The sequence below is a fragment of the Motilimonas thetidivivens genome (genome assembly GCF_046452435.1).
GTDB lineage: Bacteria > Pseudomonadota > Gammaproteobacteria > Enterobacterales > CBDFNC01 > Motilimonas.
The window spans coordinates 13607-29266 of record NZ_JBKFDK010000008.1; the positions used below are offsets into that span (position 1 = coordinate 13607).

The 15660-nt window shown below is 46.2% G+C and carries 15 protein-coding genes; 6 read left to right on the forward strand and 9 right to left on the reverse strand.

Annotated features, from left to right (window positions below):
- Nucleotides 1-66: 66 nt before the first annotated feature.
- Both ACK8OT_RS08000 and ACK8OT_RS08005 read right to left on the reverse strand, forming a co-directional pair.
- Complete coding sequence (locus ACK8OT_RS08000) at nucleotides 67-291, reverse strand: hypothetical protein (RefSeq protein ID WP_410195976.1); 225 nt, start codon at nucleotides 289-291, stop codon at nucleotides 67-69.
- A 51-nt stretch (nucleotides 292-342) separates the two neighbouring features.
- On the reverse strand, nucleotides 343-690 hold the full coding sequence (locus ACK8OT_RS08005) for a hypothetical protein (protein WP_410195977.1): 348 nt from the start codon (nucleotides 688-690) through the stop codon (nucleotides 343-345).
- A 611-nt stretch (nucleotides 691-1301) separates the two neighbouring features.
- On the opposite strand from ACK8OT_RS08005, the gene ACK8OT_RS08010 reads away from it, so the two are divergent.
- From ACK8OT_RS08010 to ACK8OT_RS08020, 3 genes are all read left to right on the forward strand, one after another.
- Complete coding sequence (locus tag ACK8OT_RS08010) at nucleotides 1302-1658, forward strand: VanZ family protein (protein WP_410195978.1); 357 nt, start codon at nucleotides 1302-1304, stop codon at nucleotides 1656-1658.
- 27 nt (nucleotides 1659-1685) lie between these two features.
- A complete protein-coding gene (locus tag ACK8OT_RS08015) occupies nucleotides 1686-2078 on the forward strand; it encodes a GFA family protein (RefSeq protein WP_410195979.1) in 393 nt (130 codons plus the stop codon).
- A gap of 137 nt (nucleotides 2079-2215) precedes the next feature.
- The gene (locus ACK8OT_RS08020; RefSeq protein WP_410195980.1) at nucleotides 2216-2914 is read left to right on the forward strand and encodes a VC0807 family protein; all 699 of its coding nucleotides are present in this window, start codon (nucleotides 2216-2218) and stop codon (nucleotides 2912-2914) included.
- 100 nt (nucleotides 2915-3014) lie between these two features.
- Here the strand turns inward: ACK8OT_RS08020 and ACK8OT_RS08025 are convergent, their stop codons facing one another.
- Complete coding sequence (locus ACK8OT_RS08025; RefSeq protein WP_410195981.1) at nucleotides 3015-3917, reverse strand: LysR family transcriptional regulator; 903 nt, start codon at nucleotides 3915-3917, stop codon at nucleotides 3015-3017.
- 115 nt (nucleotides 3918-4032) lie between these two features.
- Between ACK8OT_RS08025 and ACK8OT_RS08030 the strand changes: the two genes are divergently transcribed.
- On the forward strand, nucleotides 4033-4308 hold the full coding sequence (locus tag ACK8OT_RS08030; protein WP_410195982.1) for a DUF1330 domain-containing protein: 276 nt from the start codon (nucleotides 4033-4035) through the stop codon (nucleotides 4306-4308).
- Between the two features lie 104 nt (nucleotides 4309-4412).
- On the opposite strand, the gene ACK8OT_RS08035 is transcribed toward ACK8OT_RS08030, so the two are convergent.
- Nucleotides 4413-5264, reverse strand: a complete 852-nt coding sequence (locus ACK8OT_RS08035) for a delta-class carbonic anhydrase (protein WP_410195983.1) — start codon at nucleotides 5262-5264, stop codon at nucleotides 4413-4415.
- A gap of 295 nt (nucleotides 5265-5559) precedes the next feature.
- Here ACK8OT_RS08035 and ACK8OT_RS08040 point away from each other — a divergent pair, with 295 nt between their 5' ends.
- Nucleotides 5560-7722: an exonuclease domain-containing protein gene (locus tag ACK8OT_RS08040; protein ID WP_410195984.1), complete on the forward strand. Its 2163-nt coding sequence runs from the start codon at nucleotides 5560-5562 to the stop codon at nucleotides 7720-7722.
- On the opposite strand, the gene ACK8OT_RS08045 is transcribed toward ACK8OT_RS08040, so the two are convergent.
- On the reverse strand, nucleotides 7719-8240 hold the full coding sequence (locus ACK8OT_RS08045) for a hypothetical protein (protein WP_410195985.1): 522 nt from the start codon (nucleotides 8238-8240) through the stop codon (nucleotides 7719-7721). The genes ACK8OT_RS08040 and ACK8OT_RS08045 overlap by 4 nt on opposite strands.
- 219 nt (nucleotides 8241-8459) lie before the next feature.
- Here ACK8OT_RS08045 and ACK8OT_RS08050 point away from each other — a divergent pair, with 219 nt between their 5' ends.
- The gene (locus ACK8OT_RS08050) at nucleotides 8460-8750 is read left to right on the forward strand and encodes a GNAT family N-acetyltransferase (protein ID WP_410195986.1); all 291 of its coding nucleotides are present in this window, start codon (nucleotides 8460-8462) and stop codon (nucleotides 8748-8750) included.
- Between the two features lie 17 nt (nucleotides 8751-8767).
- Here the strand turns inward: ACK8OT_RS08050 and ACK8OT_RS08055 are convergent, their stop codons facing one another.
- From ACK8OT_RS08055 to ACK8OT_RS08070, 4 genes are all read right to left on the reverse strand, one after another.
- Complete coding sequence (locus tag ACK8OT_RS08055) at nucleotides 8768-9268, reverse strand: protein disulfide oxidoreductase (protein ID WP_410195987.1); 501 nt, start codon at nucleotides 9266-9268, stop codon at nucleotides 8768-8770.
- A gap of 3 nt (nucleotides 9269-9271) precedes the next feature.
- On the reverse strand, nucleotides 9272-10024 hold the full coding sequence (locus ACK8OT_RS08060) for a DsbA family protein (protein ID WP_410195988.1): 753 nt from the start codon (nucleotides 10022-10024) through the stop codon (nucleotides 9272-9274).
- A gap of 9 nt (nucleotides 10025-10033) precedes the next feature.
- The gene (locus ACK8OT_RS08065) at nucleotides 10034-12148 is read right to left on the reverse strand and encodes a protein-disulfide reductase DsbD family protein (RefSeq protein ID WP_410195989.1); all 2115 of its coding nucleotides are present in this window, start codon (nucleotides 12146-12148) and stop codon (nucleotides 10034-10036) included.
- Between the two features lie 172 nt (nucleotides 12149-12320).
- Nucleotides 12321-15449, reverse strand: coding sequence for a response regulator (locus ACK8OT_RS08070; RefSeq protein WP_410195990.1), 3129 nt, complete (start codon nucleotides 15447-15449; stop codon nucleotides 12321-12323).
- Nucleotides 15450-15660: the final 211 nt, after the last annotated feature.

Consider the following 15660-nt stretch of genomic DNA (forward strand, 5'->3'; position numbering starts at 1 on the left):
AGCTCACGTTTTAAACCAAGAAACTCATTTTAGGAATAAGGTCATAATAATCTAGCGTTTTTAGAACTAAATAAATGATAAGAAGTGCCGTGGATATGTAGGAAAGTGTGTTGTTCCTTTTTGTTGCCTTAAAGGTTTTAAATGCGTTTGTTGAGTTATCTGCTGAACAATCTCTCCAACAGGTATAAAGCCTTGCGACAAGAGTTGTTTTTGTTCTTCTTCAAAGTTTGCGCTGTCCGTGTTAAGGTTTATTGTCGTATCTTGCTTGACAAAAAATTGAAATTTTTTCACTTAAACTCCAAGATAAGTTTGGCGATATTGCCATAAGTTGTGGTAACTGCTCTAGTTACAACTACTTTTGCGAAATTTGAGGGTACCAACGACGGCTTCTAGCGTAAGCGTGTCATTAACCAAACTGATTATTTTGGGTTTCTTGGGGCCGCCGAGTAATAAAAAACCATCTTTGATTTCCCATAGGTCACTTCCTGTGATGCCAATGGGGGTTTTATAGCTATATTCGCCATTTTCTAAGAACGTGTACTCGTCGTTAGATTCCATTGGCTTACCTGAGATCACCACTTCGTAATAACACCAAGTGCCAACGATATCTGCTTTTGTAACCTTGGTATCAGCGGCAAGACAGGATGCTGATAGGAGTAGTAAAGCTATTGAGGTTAAAATATTGCTCATTTTTTGCGCTCTTTATTTTTCAATTAGATAGTTGTTCTGATGATAATCGCGTATCCAACGCTTCTTGGTGAGTTCACAAGCGAACACATAGCATCAGTTTGTTGATTTTTTTGTGATTATATCTTAATGAATTAAGAGTGTGATAGTGAAATAATGTGACTTTTCATTTATTTGCCGTGCTCAAATGGTTATATCGTGCAATGACTCATGAGCTCTATGCATCAACAGATCCTAATTAATTGAACTTGCTTGATGTAAATACCGATGTGCTGCTTACCAATTTATTCCTCAAAGAAGTTAAACCGTGGCATTTGTGTTCTGGTGGATAATTCGCTATAACCTTGGCCCTCGATTGGCAAAGAATGACAGACACAATGAAAACTTCCTCGTCCCATAAACCACGTCCTATGATTGACCTCTTTGAATAATAGGACAGTCATGAATAATAGGACCGTCACTTTTAAATTGGCTTTAAACAGGGCCTGCTTTAAGAGCGAAGAGTTGGGTGGTCCGACTTATTGCCACCTAGTTGGCTAATACGCACATTTTGAGTTATGTTGCCGGTGGTGTTCGCGCTGGATGCGCGCGTTTTGTCATTTTAGGAGCCTGCTTTGAAGCAATGTTTACGTTTTATCCAGTCGTACTGGCTGTGGCTGTCCGCCATTATTCTTGTGCTGATTTCGGTGTTGTCTCTTTATCCCATCGCTAGCCTGCCGCCTGTGCCAGGGACGGATAAAACCCATCATTTTATTGCCTATGCTTTGCTCGCCTTTCCTGTGGCATTGATGCGGCCGCGCAGGTGGTTACTGTTAGTGTTGGGTTATTTGGTTTACAGTGGCTTAATTGAAATAATTCAGCCTTATGTTAATCGCTATGGTGAGTGGTTGGATTTGGCTGCCAATGGGTTAGGGTTAGTGATAGGTGTCTTGCTTGCATCTCTTGCGCGATGTTTGTTAACCAAACTCTAGTTGTCTTTTTAACATTAAGGAAATTCCATGATCACAGGTGCTTGCCACTGTCAGTCGGTTAAATATGAAATTCATGGTGACATTAAAAAAATCGTGAATTGCCACTGTCAATTATGTCGCGGCATGAATGGCGCTGCTTTTTCTACCTATGCGGTGGCTTTGCAGTCGGATTTTAAACTGGTAGCGGGCGAGCTGGCTCATTTTAATGTGACGGACAATGCGACTAAGCATTTTTGTCCTACCTGTGGCACAGCTATTTTCAATCGTAATGCGAAGTTAGCGGGTTTAAATATGCTTTATTTCGGCACCATCCAAGCGGCCACAGCCATGAAGCCAGATGTGAATGTCTTTTGTGAGTCAAAGCTTGACTGGTTAGCGCAAGTGCTTGATGCACCTTGTTTTGAGCAAGGCATAGCTTAACGGTGCGGCATTAAAATTGGGTGCCGTGCTGTGCGAGATCCGGCAATAGAAACCGAATAAGCGCACGGCAATAATTGTGTTATGGTGGATAATTCGTTATAACCTTGGCTCCTTATTGGCAAAGAATGACAGCAACCATGAAAACTTCCTCGTCCCATAAACCGCGTCCTATGATTGACCTCTTGGTCAGTATCATTATTCCTTCTTTTATCTTGATGAAAATGAGTGGTGATGAAAAATTAGGCGCCACGGGCGGCTTGATTGTGGCCTTGGCTTTTCCGCTAGGGTGGGGTCTGTTTGAGTTAATCAAGTACCGTAAATTCAATTTTATTGCGTTACTTGGCTTAGCTAGCGTGGCGCTAACCGGTGGTATTGGCTTGTTTGAGTTAGACACTAAATGGTTGGCGATTAAAGAAGCCGCGATCCCTGCGGTGATAGGAACGGCAGTGTTAATTTCTGCCTTTACGCCTTATCCATTAGTGCGAGCCTTGTTGTTCAATCCCGACGTGATGGATGTTGAGAAGATCAAGCAAAAGCTGGAAGAGCACCACAGTACGGCGGCGTTTGAAAAGCGTTTGCTAAAGGCGACGTATTTGGTGTCGGCTTCTTTTGCTTTCTCGGCGGTGATGAATTATGTGTTGGCCAAATGGTTGGTGACGAGTCCTGCTGGCACCCCTGCATTTAATGAAGAGTTGGGTCAGTTAACCTTATACAGTTATCCCATGATCGCCTTGCCGTCGATGCTGATGATGCTAGGTATCTTTTATTATTTATGGCGCACGATACGCGATCTAACGGGGCTGACGTTAGAAGAAGTGATGTCTCCCAAAAAGTAATATGCACATCAGGTCGCTTTGAGCGGCCTTTTTTTTGCGCTGAAGAGGGGGCTGGTTGTTAGTTTATTCGCCGAGCGAGCTCGGCTGCCACAGGTTGGGGTTAACTATTGCGCTGCTTAAAGTAGTAGCAAATTAGCTGGTAGAAACGCTCAACGTGAGCGGGCTTGTCACCTTGATAAGCATGTAGAAAATAAAACTGCCACGCGCGGCCTTGGTAGTTAGGCAGCACTTGGATCAGCTGTTGATTGGCTAGTTGTTGCTGCGCTAAAAAAGCGGGAAACAGAGCGATGCCCATGTCATTAAGTAGCATTTCTAATACCGTGCTTAGGGTGTTGGTTTTAGCTGCATGATCTAAATTAAGGGTGTGTGCTTGCTTGGTGCTGACTTCAAATAATTGGATCTGTTGCTGTTGCCACGGTGTGGCTAGGTATTGATGCTGGCTAAGCTGGTTTAGTTCAGTGATCTTATTATGTTGTTGTAAATAGCGCGGCGAGGCACAAAAAATTTCTGCTACTTTGCCGATGGGGAGGGCGCGATACTGGCTGTCGCGCAGATTACCGCCAAAAATAGCCGCATCCAGATTGTACTCTCTTAAATCTTGCCATTTCCCGGTAATCACTAACTCAGGTTTCAGTTTTGGGTAGGCTAGGCATAGCTGCTTGAGCGCTGGAATTACGATGTGCTGTTCAAAAAAAGGCGGTACGGCGATTTTAAAGCAGCCGCTTGGCTCGGTTTTAACTTGGTCTAATTCCTTGAGGGTTTGACTTAGGTGCGCGCTAAGCAATTCACTGCGGCTTAACAGACTTTGGCCTACGGCGGTCAAGGCAACGCCGCGGGTATTGCGGGCCAATAATTGCTGGCCGATTTCTTGCTCTAGGCGCTTTATTTGTTGGCTGATGGCCGATTTACTCATACCCAGTTTTTTCGCCGCTGCCGAAAAAGAGCGTTTGTTGGCGACTTCTACAAAAATAAGCAACAGCGGCGCTAGCTTGATAGTGTTCATTATTTTAAACAATCAGTTAATTTTTTGGTTATTGTTGATTTTTGTCTGGTTTTTTATACTAAGTCAATCGATTAGATGAGCTAGTCGAGATGTTTAGCAAAATAGGAGATAGACAATGACAGCTTTAGTGATCGTGGATTCAACGCCACTTGATGCGCAGTTAATGGCGCAATATCGTGAACAAGCCGCGGCTAGTTTAGTGCCTTTTGGCGGTGAGTTTATGAGTAAGGGCGAGCTGCAAGTGCTGCATGGTGAAACGGGTTTTAGCCACAAGGCGGTGCTGCGTTTTGACTCGCACGAATTGGCAAAAGCTTGGTATTACAGTGAGGCTTACCAGGCATTAACAGGTTTGCGTAATCAGGCCATGCGCAGTCAGTTTCATTTGATTTGATAGCAGGAGCTCTTTGCTAAATCGCCGAGCTCGCCTCCCATCTACATGGGGGCGAGTTTGGATATTTATCGCCGCATGACTGCGGCTCCTACTGGGTCTATTGCTTAGTGACCCGCAGAAAGTAGATCTGGGTTGATCACTAGGTTGCGAACACCGTGCGCATGATCTTCGTTGAAGTCGTTGCTTTCTAACCATTTAGCAACGGTTGCTATGTTCACTTTGGCCACTTGTGGGCGCACACTCCAAGTCACTTGGAACGGTGAGCCTTTTTCATTGTAGCTTGGACCTGTGGTTGAGCCCGCGTATTGAATTGGCGTGCCTGTGTTGGTTGGGATGTTAAGGGCTTGGTAGACGCCGTTTTGCTCGGCGTATTCGGTTAGCTTAACAAAGTCTAGCGCCTTGCTGTCATTAACCAATACAAACACTTGGGTTTCAACGCGCAGTTGTGGGTTGCCGATGGCATCACTTAAACATGAGCCTAGCGTTGGGCCCGGTTTCACTTGGGCGCTTGAGTGCACGTAGTGCAATTCAATGGTATCGCCCGATTTTAGCTTATTGTGCTCGCCTTTCCCCACTTCTTGCGCAAATGGAGCAAGTTCAGCTTCGGTTAACTTGCCACTGTAAACGTAACCACTTTCGTAGCCTTTGCCATCGCCGTTACCTGCATATTTGGTAAATTCACCGCCTTTGTGCTCGGCATTTTTGTGAAAGTGAATATTACACAGGTTCATGGCTGTGTAAGCTGGCGCAGCAGAGAAAATACGCTTGTTGTTACCCGCTAAGGTATCGATGTCGCGTGGTGATTGTGGACCGAACCCCTTTCCTTGGGTATTTTCGGCAAGAGCAGCGCGTTGCTGTGCAATCACGTTATCGTCGACGCTGTGATCGCTGGCGGCTTGGCTAGCAAGGGGGAAAAGAGCAATGCTAGTGCAAAGCGCGAGTAGTGTTTTGGTCATAATGTTCTTCCAATTAACAAATGCCTAACGGCACGATGTGATAACGTCGCGCCAATAGAGTGGTATGCCAGTAGGCTCTATTGAGCCTGTAATGCTTGCTGGTCAATACTAAGGAGGCGCAAGAATAGAGGATTTCACTTGCTAAAATTGTGATGTATGTCATCTTTTTATAGCCAGCAATATTAAGTTAAGTTAATGAATTAACTTTGATTTTATGAATTGCAAGATGAAAGATTTTGGCAAAACAACCCAACCTGGGTTATGATTTCTGTATCTACATACAGTGGTCTTTAGTATGAAAACCCTGCCCGAAAAATATTATCTTAGCCACTTTTTTGAGCTGGTGCGTTTTATTGAATCAACCAGCCAGCATTTGCTAACGGTGCAGCAACAACAGCAATTTGCGCAGGTGAAAGGGTTAACCGAGCCCGCCTTGTGTTTACTGGTGCGTATTGTGAATCGTAAAAGTCGCTTTGTGCAGTGGGCACAATTAGATTATGTCGAAATACCCGATCGTGATGCTGCCATTGCTGAGCTAAAGGCACTGCAATTAGTCTCGTCAGCTGCATCCGCCCCTTTATCGGATTTACTACCTGAGCTGAATAAAGCCCAGCTACAAACCATTTGCATGAGTGCAAATGCGCCAGTTACTCCTCCAGCTTCGGCCAAAAAACAACTGTGGTATCAATGCGCTTTAGAACATAGCGGTGTTGTTGATACGACTCAGCATGAGCTTTGTCTGGCTTATTTGCACTCCGACTTTCGGACGTTATTCGAGTACTGTTTATTTCTTTATTTTGGCCACCTAGGTGGCACCTTAGCGCAATTTGCAATGCGTGATCTGGGTGTATTGAAAACGATGGCTAGTTCGTCAGCTCCCCGCTTAAATGCCCATTTTGATCGGCTGGCTGAGGCACAATCTGGCTACCACTACAGCCAACAGCTTAGGTTGTTAAAACAATGGGATGAAGCGGCAAAATGGCAAGCCGCTGAAGGGCTGCTGAGTGCAGAAAAAGTGACACCTGTAGGTAGCTATGCCAACGATAAGTTTGATTTGCTCAGCTATAAACTGGGTTTGCAATTACTCGAGCGCGACCCAGCACAAGGGCTGGCCTTGCTGGCGTTAAGTGGGCATGCCTCGGCGCAAGAAAAGCGCATTCGTATTTTATACCAACAGGGCGAATTGGAACTGTGTCAGCAGTTATTAAATGCTATTTTGGATGACGCTAGCGATGAGCACCTGGTGTTTTTTGCGCAAGATTTCTTACGCTTGAAGTTCTCAGCACAGCGTACCTCAATCTTAACCGAGATGTTACGCAATGCCGCGCCAGCCATAGCCTTAGATGAGGCTTTTGTTGGCTCACCAGAGCAAGGGGTGATTGATTATTATCAGCGCCAAGGTATTACCGCCATTTACGGCGAGAACCAGATTTGGCGAGCCTTATTTTGTTTAACTTTCTGGCCCGAACTTTATCAAGACGAGAAAAGCCAGCTCAGCAATGAATTTTCCTTACTGCCGAAAACCATCAAAGACAATGCCTTTTATGCCACCTTTCGCACTGAAATAGAAACTCGACTCGCTCACCTGCAAACACCTGCTGCGTTCAAGGCTTGGTTGGTACAGCAAGTGGCGCAACATTATGGTAAGCCTAACGGTTTTATGTTTTGGTACGACGATTTATTGCAAGATCTGGCGCTGTTGGTTGACCATGCGCCAAGCTATGCCTTGATCAGTCATTTACGATTAATGAGCCAGCAATATTTAAGCGTAAAGGATGGCTACCCTGACTTAATCGGCGTCAAGGACGGTCAGTTGTTTGCGCAAGAAATCAAAGCGCCCGGTGATAGCTTGCGTCGCAATCAGTGGATCAGGATCCAGCAATTAAGCCAAGCAGGCTTAGCGGTATCGATTCAGCCTGTTGAGTGGCAACTCGATCCGCAGCAGCCTTATGTGATTGTTGATGTGGAAACCACAGGGGGCCATAAAGATTATGATCGCATTACCGAAATTGCCATGGTGAAGGTGGTTGGCGGTAAGGTGGTGGATCAGTTCACTAGCTTAGTGGATCCATTGCGCCATATCCCGCAGCGCATTACCGCGCTGACCGGAATCAGCAATCAAATGGTGGCCGACGCGCCCGAGTTTGCGCAAGTGGCGAAAACGGTTGATAAATTTAGCCAAGGTGCCATTTTTGTTGCCCACAACGTGAATTTTGATATGGGCATGGTGAAAGCCGAATTTACTCGCTGTGGGTTAGCTTATCATCGCGCTAAATTATGTACCGTAGTGTTAGCGCGCAAGTGGTTACCCGGTTATGACTCTTATTCCTTAGCCAATATTTGCGCGGCGCGCGGGATTAATTTACAAGGCCATCACCGTGCTTTAAATGATGCCCTCGCCACGGCCGAGCTGTTTATTGAAATTAACAACCTACGTCACGCTGATAGTGCAGATTAAAGGCCTATTTCACGCACCATAATAAAGGCGATCCCGACCATTTGTAACAACAGGGCGATGTTTTTCATGGTGGCTGCTTGTTGTCGTAGCTGTTGCTCTTGCTCGTTCAGCTCGAGGTTAGCGAGATATAAGTTGTTTACCTTGTCTCTGTCTTGTTGCTGTTGTTGATCAAGCGCTGCGTTGATTTCAGTTAACTGGCTAAGGGATATTTCAGGTAAGGGTTGGCGCAGGTAGTAATAGATTTGCTGATTTAGTGCATTGGCTATATTGGCATCGAGATCACCTTGATTTAGCAAGCTTAATAACAGCTCTCGTTTTCTTTCGAGGTCGGATGCGTGTTGCCAGCGTAGTTGGCTAAGGCGGTTGTTTTGTTGCTGCTTATGCTGAAGTAAGCTGATTTCGTTTTGGTAGTTTTCAACAACGACATGACTCATTAATGCTGCTCCCAGATTCATGGCTAGGCCAAGCGTTAACCAAAACCAAGCTTTTCTTAACCAGTTTGTTAGCGAGAATTGCATCTTTCCTCCGTGCCATGGTTAGGTGACGTCACTTAAGTTTTAGTATGGTTGCATTTCTATTGTTCGACTGAGGTATGTCAGATTATTTAGTGGGTATAGTTTATTTTTCCATGATTGAAGGGCATGAAAGCAGGTGTGCATCGTGGCCGAAGCGCGCAATTATTGCTATAACCAGATAAGAGCAAACAAGAAATAAGCGAACAGTGCTTAGGAGTCATTATGTCGATAGGACACCAACAACAAGCGCAGTCTGGCCGCTTTTATACCGAGCCTGATGGTCCAAATAGTGCTGAGATGACCTACACCCGTGAGGGAGAGGTGATTTATGTCAACAGTACCTTAGTGCCTGAGCAATTCCGAGGGCAGGGAATTGCAATGCAATTGATGGAAGCCATGGTGGCCTTTGCGGCACTTGAGGGGTTACAAGTTGTGCCGCGATGTAGCTATGTGGAGGTGATGTTTAGGCGCCACCCACAGTGGCAACCTTTATTGCACCAGCCGTTGGCATAGCCAACGGCTTGACTGGGTTAAGCAAACATCATCCGCCACCACAGTCCGGGTAGGCTGGTGAAGCCGGTGGTGTAATGTACGATTTGATTATCTTTTACCACCATAATGGTGGGCGTGACCGCTATGTTCCACATTTGGCTAAGTTGACCGCTGGGATCGTTGATAACGTGAAACTGATATTCATGATGTTGGGTATATTGGTTTAGCCTCGCATCATCCCCAGAGCGAATGGCTACACTCAGGGTCGGGTTGTGATTGGCGATGCTATTCACCGCTGGCGTCACGTAATTACACACCTGACACCAAGTTGCCCAAAAGTAGACCAATACGGCTTGGTCTTTACTTAGCTCGGCCAAGTTTACGTTTTCGCCTTGGATGCTGGTGGCGGTTAATGGCGGCAGGTTTTGTTTATCCAAATGACGGCCGCGCCACCAATCCATGGCCATGGTGATGACAGTCAGCATGATGATTAGGTAAAGGGCCTGCTTGGCCCACTTGATTAATTTCGTCTTGGCCATGGCTTATTCCTGCATCGCCAGCGCTTTTTCTACCCCAGCATGTAACTGCTCATAATCCACTAAGCCCGGTACAATTTGGTCGGCGAATACTAGGCTTGGCGTGCCGCGTAGTCCTAATGCCTGCATCAGGTTCATGTTGTTATTGATGATGGTTTGGATGTTGGTATCTGCTTTGCCTAGCCATTGCTCAGTGCCGGTGGCTTTGGCTGCTTGGGCTATGCTAGCGCTGTCTAGGCGGCTTGGTTTAGCCATTAACAGCTTTTTCAGGGGGAGGTACTTTTCCGGCTCATGTTGCCACACGGTTTGGGCAAATCGTACTGCTTCTTTAGAGCTTTCGCCCAGTAATGGCACCATTTTTACGCGAATTTGCAGCTCTGGAAAAGCCTCAACCAACTTGGTTAGATGGGGCTCGATACGTTTACAGTAAGGGCAGTTAAAATCGGTGAAGTAAGTCATCACTAATTTAGGCTCTGCTGCGCCAAACCAAGGGTCGTTGGGGTTGGCAAAGATGGCCTGCGCTTGGCCTTTAAGAAAATCTTGTTGGGCATTTTGTGCTTGCGTTTCTTCATAATCTTGCAGCGCATTGATGGCTTCTTTGAGGATACTAGGATCGTCAACTAGCGCTTGTTTGATCAAGGTTTTAAGTTCCTCGCGCTGGGCATCGCTAAAGCTTGATGAGTCTGCATACACCAGTGGACTTACTAGCGGAGTAGCCAGTAATAAAGCACTAATTGATAGACGGGTTAGAGAGTTCATGGCTAGTTCCTATTGAGTTAACGGAGTACCAGCGCGATTGATGGCATCGAGTACATCATCGCTGCTGAGGATCACAGATAAAGGGATGCCTTGTGGCGCATTAGGGCCAAAGACAATATTAAAAGGGATGCCGTAGCGGCCATATTGTTCTAAAAAGTCACTGATATGAGGCGCTGGCTTAGTCCAATCCCCCTTCATTAAATAAATATGGGGTTGTTGTAATGCATCATAGACCGGCTGCTGCAAAATAACGCCCACCTTGTTGGCCTTACAGGTAATACACCAGTCGGCGGTGACATCAACAAACACGGTATTGCCTTGGGCAACTTGTTGCGCGATATCTTGCTGCTCAAGCATATGCCAAGCGAGATCAGGATTAAGTGGCGAGGCCCAATGTTCACTGGTTAATGCGGCGACAATGCCAATCAAACCTAGGCCGAGAAAGCTGATGCTAATACCGATGAGTGCGATTTTAGCGCCAAATTTACGTTTGACTAATACGCAAATAGCGATGGCCAGTGCGCCGTAAATTACCCATAACCAAGGTCCAATAAAGCTAGATAACAAGCTCAGTAGCCAAACCGTGGTGGCCAGCAACATCAAGGCGAACACCAACTTGATATGGTTCATCCAACGGCCGGGGCGGGGGAGATAATGGGCCAATTGCGGCAGTGCTGCGATTAATAACCAAGGTAATGCCATGCCAATACCGAGCGCGGTAAAAATGACAAACAAGCTGGTATTGTCTGCGGCCAGTGCAAAAGCAACGGCGGTGCCTAAAAAGGGCGCGCTACAGGGAGTGGCAAGTAAGGTAGCAAACATGCCTTGCAAATAATGTCCGCCATAATGCTGGCCCCCAGTGGTGGCTAATTTAGTTTGTAGTGAGCTAGGCAGTTGGATTGAAAATAAGCCCAGCATGTTAAGGGCAAACAAGCCGGTGACGACAACCATAAAGCCGATAAACCAAGGCTGTTGAAATTGAATGCCCCAGCCGATGGTTTGCCCACTTAGTTTTAGTAGCCAAACCGCGCCCGCTAATAACCAAAATGAGCTGATGATACCCAGCGCCGACGCGATAAATTGCAGTCGGGTTTGCCGCTGGGTTTGCGCTTTAGCGGTGAGTATAGAGCTAAGTTTCATGCCCAAAACGGGAAGTACACAAGGCATCACATTTAAAATCAGGCCGCCGGCTAAGGCCAACAGTAGCATACTGAGCCAACTAAACTCCGCGCTAGAGCTGGCTTGGTAATCGGCTAAAGCAAACTGACCCGCTTGGACTGTGCCTGTGACCTCAAGGGCGAGGGGCGGTTGGCTGTGTTCATCGAGTAACACCAGCTTGATGACTTGCTGATCGAGATTAACTTCGCCGAGCCAGCCCGAAACGTTAATCAAACCGCGCAGTTCGCCTTGGCTAAGTTGCAAGGGTTCAATCTTGAAATAGGTGTCTGCGTCGCCAACGACAAAAATTTCGCTGCGGTCGGACAAGCTAATGGCTTGGCTGGGCAATTCAATACTAAAGGCAAGCTGCTGGCTGTCTTGTTGCCAGAGCAAGTGTGTTAGTTGGGCGAGCTTAGGATCTTGAATTGGCACTAATGCCATGGCCTTGCTGTAGGCATACATGGTCTGACTGTTGAGGTTCAACTCGCTAGGATTAAAGTCCAGTTCTAATTGATAGTCGGTGAGCACGCACACCGTGGTGCAGCTGGGTAAGGTTAAGGTGCCATTTAACTGACTGGGTGCATCAAATTGGCTCACTTTAATATGCAGCGGAAAGGTGACTGCTTCTTGATAGCCCAAGGTTTCTAGCCCTAAGGTTTTAAAACGCTGCGGTGCGGGCCAAAGCCACTCGACGCTATCCACATTGGTGGAATCTTGCCAATCGGCGCTGGGGGCAATTCCGCCTTCGCCCGGTGACTGCCAATAGGTTTTCCAATCATCTGCTAACTTGACTTGCAGCACTGCGGCGACGGTTTGGGTTGTTGCATCGGCTTGACCCGTTAGTGCCAATTGTACTTGTAGCGGCGGATGTTGAGGATTGGTTAACCAACCTGTGCTGGTGGCATTGGCCAAGCTTGGTAGCAGGCTTAGGGTTAAGCTGAGCAGCCAAATGAGTCGAACGATCAAGTTATAAGCTCCGTAAATCACAATATCATTGAAGTAGACCGTGCGGATGCTTATTTCTTTCATGATGTTAAAAAAATGATCGCGCAGTTGGTTAAGGATTTGTATTACTGCGCGCAACCAATTACAAGCGAATTGCCTGAAACTTACTTAGTTTTACATTTGCCAAAGTGACCTAGCTCTGTTCTGCTAGCCATCGTTTAATCTGGTTGGCTTGCTGGGTTAGTTCGGCTAATGCTGCTTCGCTGGCAAATTGGGCTTGTTTCGAGCCGGCCAGCTCAAGTTGTTTGTTTAAGTCCGAAAAGGCGGTGAAACCAAAATTGGCACTAGCGGATTTCATGCTATGAACTTCACGAATATAGGCCTGTAGGTCATTGTCTTGGATCTGTTTAGGCAGGTTCGCCTGTTGCTCGTCAAGGCTGGTGACAAAGGCCTCGATTAACATATTAAAGTTTTGTCCCATTGCCTTTTTAAGGTTGTCAAAGGCGTTTCGATCAATAAATTGACTCTCAGGTAGTGCTGAATTGTTCGACTCCATGATTGGCTCCTTGTCGTTAGCGGGCGGCGTGGCTAGCTCTGGAAAAATTTCAGCGGGCGAAGTTGCTGTCTCGTTAATCCCTGCTTGAACCTGTGTGTTGGCTTGTGGTGCTAGCCAGTGCTGCAAAATACGTATTAGGGCTTGTTGTTCAAAAGGTTTAGCCAGAAAATCATTCATGCCAACATCAAAGCAACGAGTTCTATCGGCATCTAGGGCGTTGGCGGTTAAGGCGATGATTGGGATGGGTTTGCCACGTTCTTCGGCGCGGATCCGGGTGGTGGCTTGATAGCCATCCAATACCGGCATTTGACAGTCCATTAGGATCAGATCGTAACCGCCTTGACGCCACTTTTCGAGGGCTTGTTGGCCGTTGTTGGCGATATCGAAAGCTAGGCCTAGTTGCTCTAGCATGGCGCTCGCCACAAGTTGATTGGTGACCACATCTTCGGCTAATAGAATATGGCCTTGCAGTTGTTGCGCTAGGGGCTCGTTATCGTGTTGTGGCGTTGGTGCTTGTTCCGATTGGCATTTTAATAAGTTGTCGATGACCGGATACAAAATAGTGCGGATAATCGGTTTGCTTAATATCTTGGTGGCGCCAGCTTGTTTGAGTTTTTCATGGTCTTGCAATTGGCAGGAAGAAGACAGCACCAAAATTGGCAAGGCTTGGTATTTCGCTATGCTTCGAGTTTGTTGGATGAAACTCGCACCGTCTAGCTCAGGCATGTGGTAGTCGGTGATTAACAGTTGGTAGTCGGTATCTTGTTGTTCTAGGTGAGCCAGTGCCGAAAGTGGATTGTCAATTAAGGTTAAATCCAATTCCAGTGGTGCCAACATACGTTCAAGAATACCAAGATTCAGCGGGTTATCATCAACCACTAAGACCTTGGCTCTGTCGATGGTAAAGCTAGGTTTAAGATCGATAGTTTGATGCAACCCCAAGGGTAAATGCAGGGTAAAACAAGAGCCTTGGCCTAGTTCGCTGCGCAATGAAATACTGCCGCCCATCAGTTCACAAAGTTGCTTACAAATCGCTAAGCCTAAACCTGTTCCGCCATATTTTCGCGTGGTTGAAGAGTCGGCTTGAGTGAATGAGGAAAACAAGTGAGGCTGAATATGACTGGGTATGCCGATGCCTGTGTCTGCAACCGAAATAGCAAACATATTGTGGCCAAACTGGTCTTGCTCTGTGGCTACATTGACTGTGATATGACCTTGGTCGGTAAACTTGATGGCATTACCAATTAAGTTGATAAGAAGTTGGCGAATGCGGTAAGCATCGCCGATCACCATGCTGGGACAATCAAGGCTGTAATCTAGAATGAGTTCAAGCCCTTTTTCGTCTGCTTGCAGAGATAGGGACTGGCAGGTTTCATAACATTCTTTTTCTAAATCAAAGGGCATGTAGTCTAAGTTTAGTTGGCCAGCTTCGATTTTAGAAAAGTCTAAAATGTCATTGATGATGATTAATAACGAGGCACCTGATTGGTAAAGGATGTCGGCATATTCTTTTTGTTGTGGCGTTAGGCCTGAGTTTTGCAGCAGCTGCGCCATGCCCAGCACGCCGTTCATCGGGGTGCGTATTTCATGGCTCATGGCCGCTAAGAATTCACTTTTCGCTTTGGTGCTGGCTTCGGCTTTTTCATTTGCCACTTCTAATTCTTGTGTTCGTGAAAGGATTTTTTCATCTAAGCTTTGCTTTTCTTGCTCAAGCAAATGGCGCGAGTGTTCTAGATTGTGCGCTAAGTGATTAAGGGTGTGGCCCAGATGGCCGAGTTCGTCTTTACCGAGATCGGGTAATTGGTAGCTAAAGTTACCTTGATCAAGTTGCTCGGTGCCTTGCTGTAAGATCTCAATGCGACGAAACAGTTGGCGTTTGAGGCCCCAATATAGTCCCACTAACAACAGCAGTGTCATGAGGAAAACGACAGAGAACAGTAAGGTTTGCGATTTGTCTATGGTGGCATTGAGCTGAGCCTTATCATGAATGATATACATGACCATGTCCTGATCTGCCACCTTCATGCTTTTGCCTATCACCCGAACCTTTTCGCTAGGATTAAACGGGCTGCCTTCTTGGCTCGGATCCGAGCTGACAATGATGATGTTGTTGCTGTCTGTTATCAAGGCATTAAGAATGGGGGTACCATGGTTTTGTTGTTCTTGAGTGAGCTCTAGCAAGGTATTTTCACTGGCAGTTTGCCAATCAAAAGACAACACTACCCAGCCGAGCAAATCGCCCTCTTGCTGGACAGGGGCAACTATCCACTGATGAAGCTTTTGCTCTTGAAGTAAAGGATCTATGTTTGGCTGACTTAATTGCGCTTGCGCGTTAGACAAGCCCGGAAAAAGTGGGTGGTTGTTACTGGTTTTGCCAAGCCAAGTGAAGGTGTTGAGTAACCTGCCTTGGCTGTTGCGATTGCTTGCCGCAAGAATATCGGCATCCAAATCAAGCACCAAGATGTAGGAAAGATAAGGATAGAGTGCGACGATATTGTTTAATTGGTTAGCGATATCTTGAGGTTGGTGGCGCTGCAGCACGTCATGAATGTCTGGATTTTGTGCAGTTACCGTCGCATTGTGAATCAAAAATTCCGCGCGATCATGAAACCGGCTTTCTGTCATCGTGAGGTAACTGTGCAGCAACTGTTGTAATTGCTCATCATCGACCTTTTTTACATTTTGAATAATATAAAAGCCGAGAGTCAGCATAACACCCAATACTATGGTGCTAATTAGCAACAGTAATTTTGATACTAAGGACATAAACACCCAATTAACTAAAGGGAATCAGATGCGTATCTAGTAAGAAAAATCTGATTTAATAAACAGTTAGAATCAGTGTAGTTGAGATTATTATGGCTGTGAAAGCGGTAAGAAATAATTCAGAAATATCTTTGAAGCAGCTCACTTGTCATGATTACATTTTGCTGGAAATTGAATTCGCCCCTTATCCCCATAAGTACGAATTCGTTGT

Excerpts from the sequence above, each read along its gene's own strand:
- ACK8OT_RS08005 (WP_410195977.1), bottom strand. The coding sequence starts at position 690 with ATGAGCAATATTTTAACCTCAATAGCTTTACTACTCCTATCAGCATCC.
- ACK8OT_RS08015 (WP_410195979.1), top strand. The coding sequence starts at position 1,686 with ATGATCACAGGTGCTTGCCACTGTCAGTCGGTTAAATATGAAATTCAT.
- ACK8OT_RS08020 (WP_410195980.1), top strand. The coding sequence starts at position 2,216 with ATGAAAACTTCCTCGTCCCATAAACCGCGTCCTATGATTGACCTCTTG.
- ACK8OT_RS08025 (WP_410195981.1), bottom strand. The coding sequence starts at position 3,917 with ATGAACACTATCAAGCTAGCGCCGCTGTTGCTTATTTTTGTAGAAGTC.
- ACK8OT_RS08030 (WP_410195982.1), top strand. The coding sequence starts at position 4,033 with ATGACAGCTTTAGTGATCGTGGATTCAACGCCACTTGATGCGCAGTTA.
- ACK8OT_RS08035 (WP_410195983.1), bottom strand. The coding sequence starts at position 5,264 with ATGACCAAAACACTACTCGCGCTTTGCACTAGCATTGCTCTTTTCCCC.
- ACK8OT_RS08040 (WP_410195984.1), top strand. The coding sequence starts at position 5,560 with ATGAAAACCCTGCCCGAAAAATATTATCTTAGCCACTTTTTTGAGCTG.
- ACK8OT_RS08045 (WP_410195985.1), bottom strand. The coding sequence starts at position 8,240 with ATGCAATTCTCGCTAACAAACTGGTTAAGAAAAGCTTGGTTTTGGTTA.
- ACK8OT_RS08050 (WP_410195986.1), top strand. The coding sequence starts at position 8,460 with ATGTCGATAGGACACCAACAACAAGCGCAGTCTGGCCGCTTTTATACC.
- ACK8OT_RS08055 (WP_410195987.1), bottom strand. The coding sequence starts at position 9,268 with ATGGCCAAGACGAAATTAATCAAGTGGGCCAAGCAGGCCCTTTACCTA.
- ACK8OT_RS08060 (WP_410195988.1), bottom strand. The coding sequence starts at position 10,024 with ATGAACTCTCTAACCCGTCTATCAATTAGTGCTTTATTACTGGCTACT.
- ACK8OT_RS08070 (WP_410195990.1), bottom strand. The coding sequence starts at position 15,449 with ATGTCCTTAGTATCAAAATTACTGTTGCTAATTAGCACCATAGTATTG.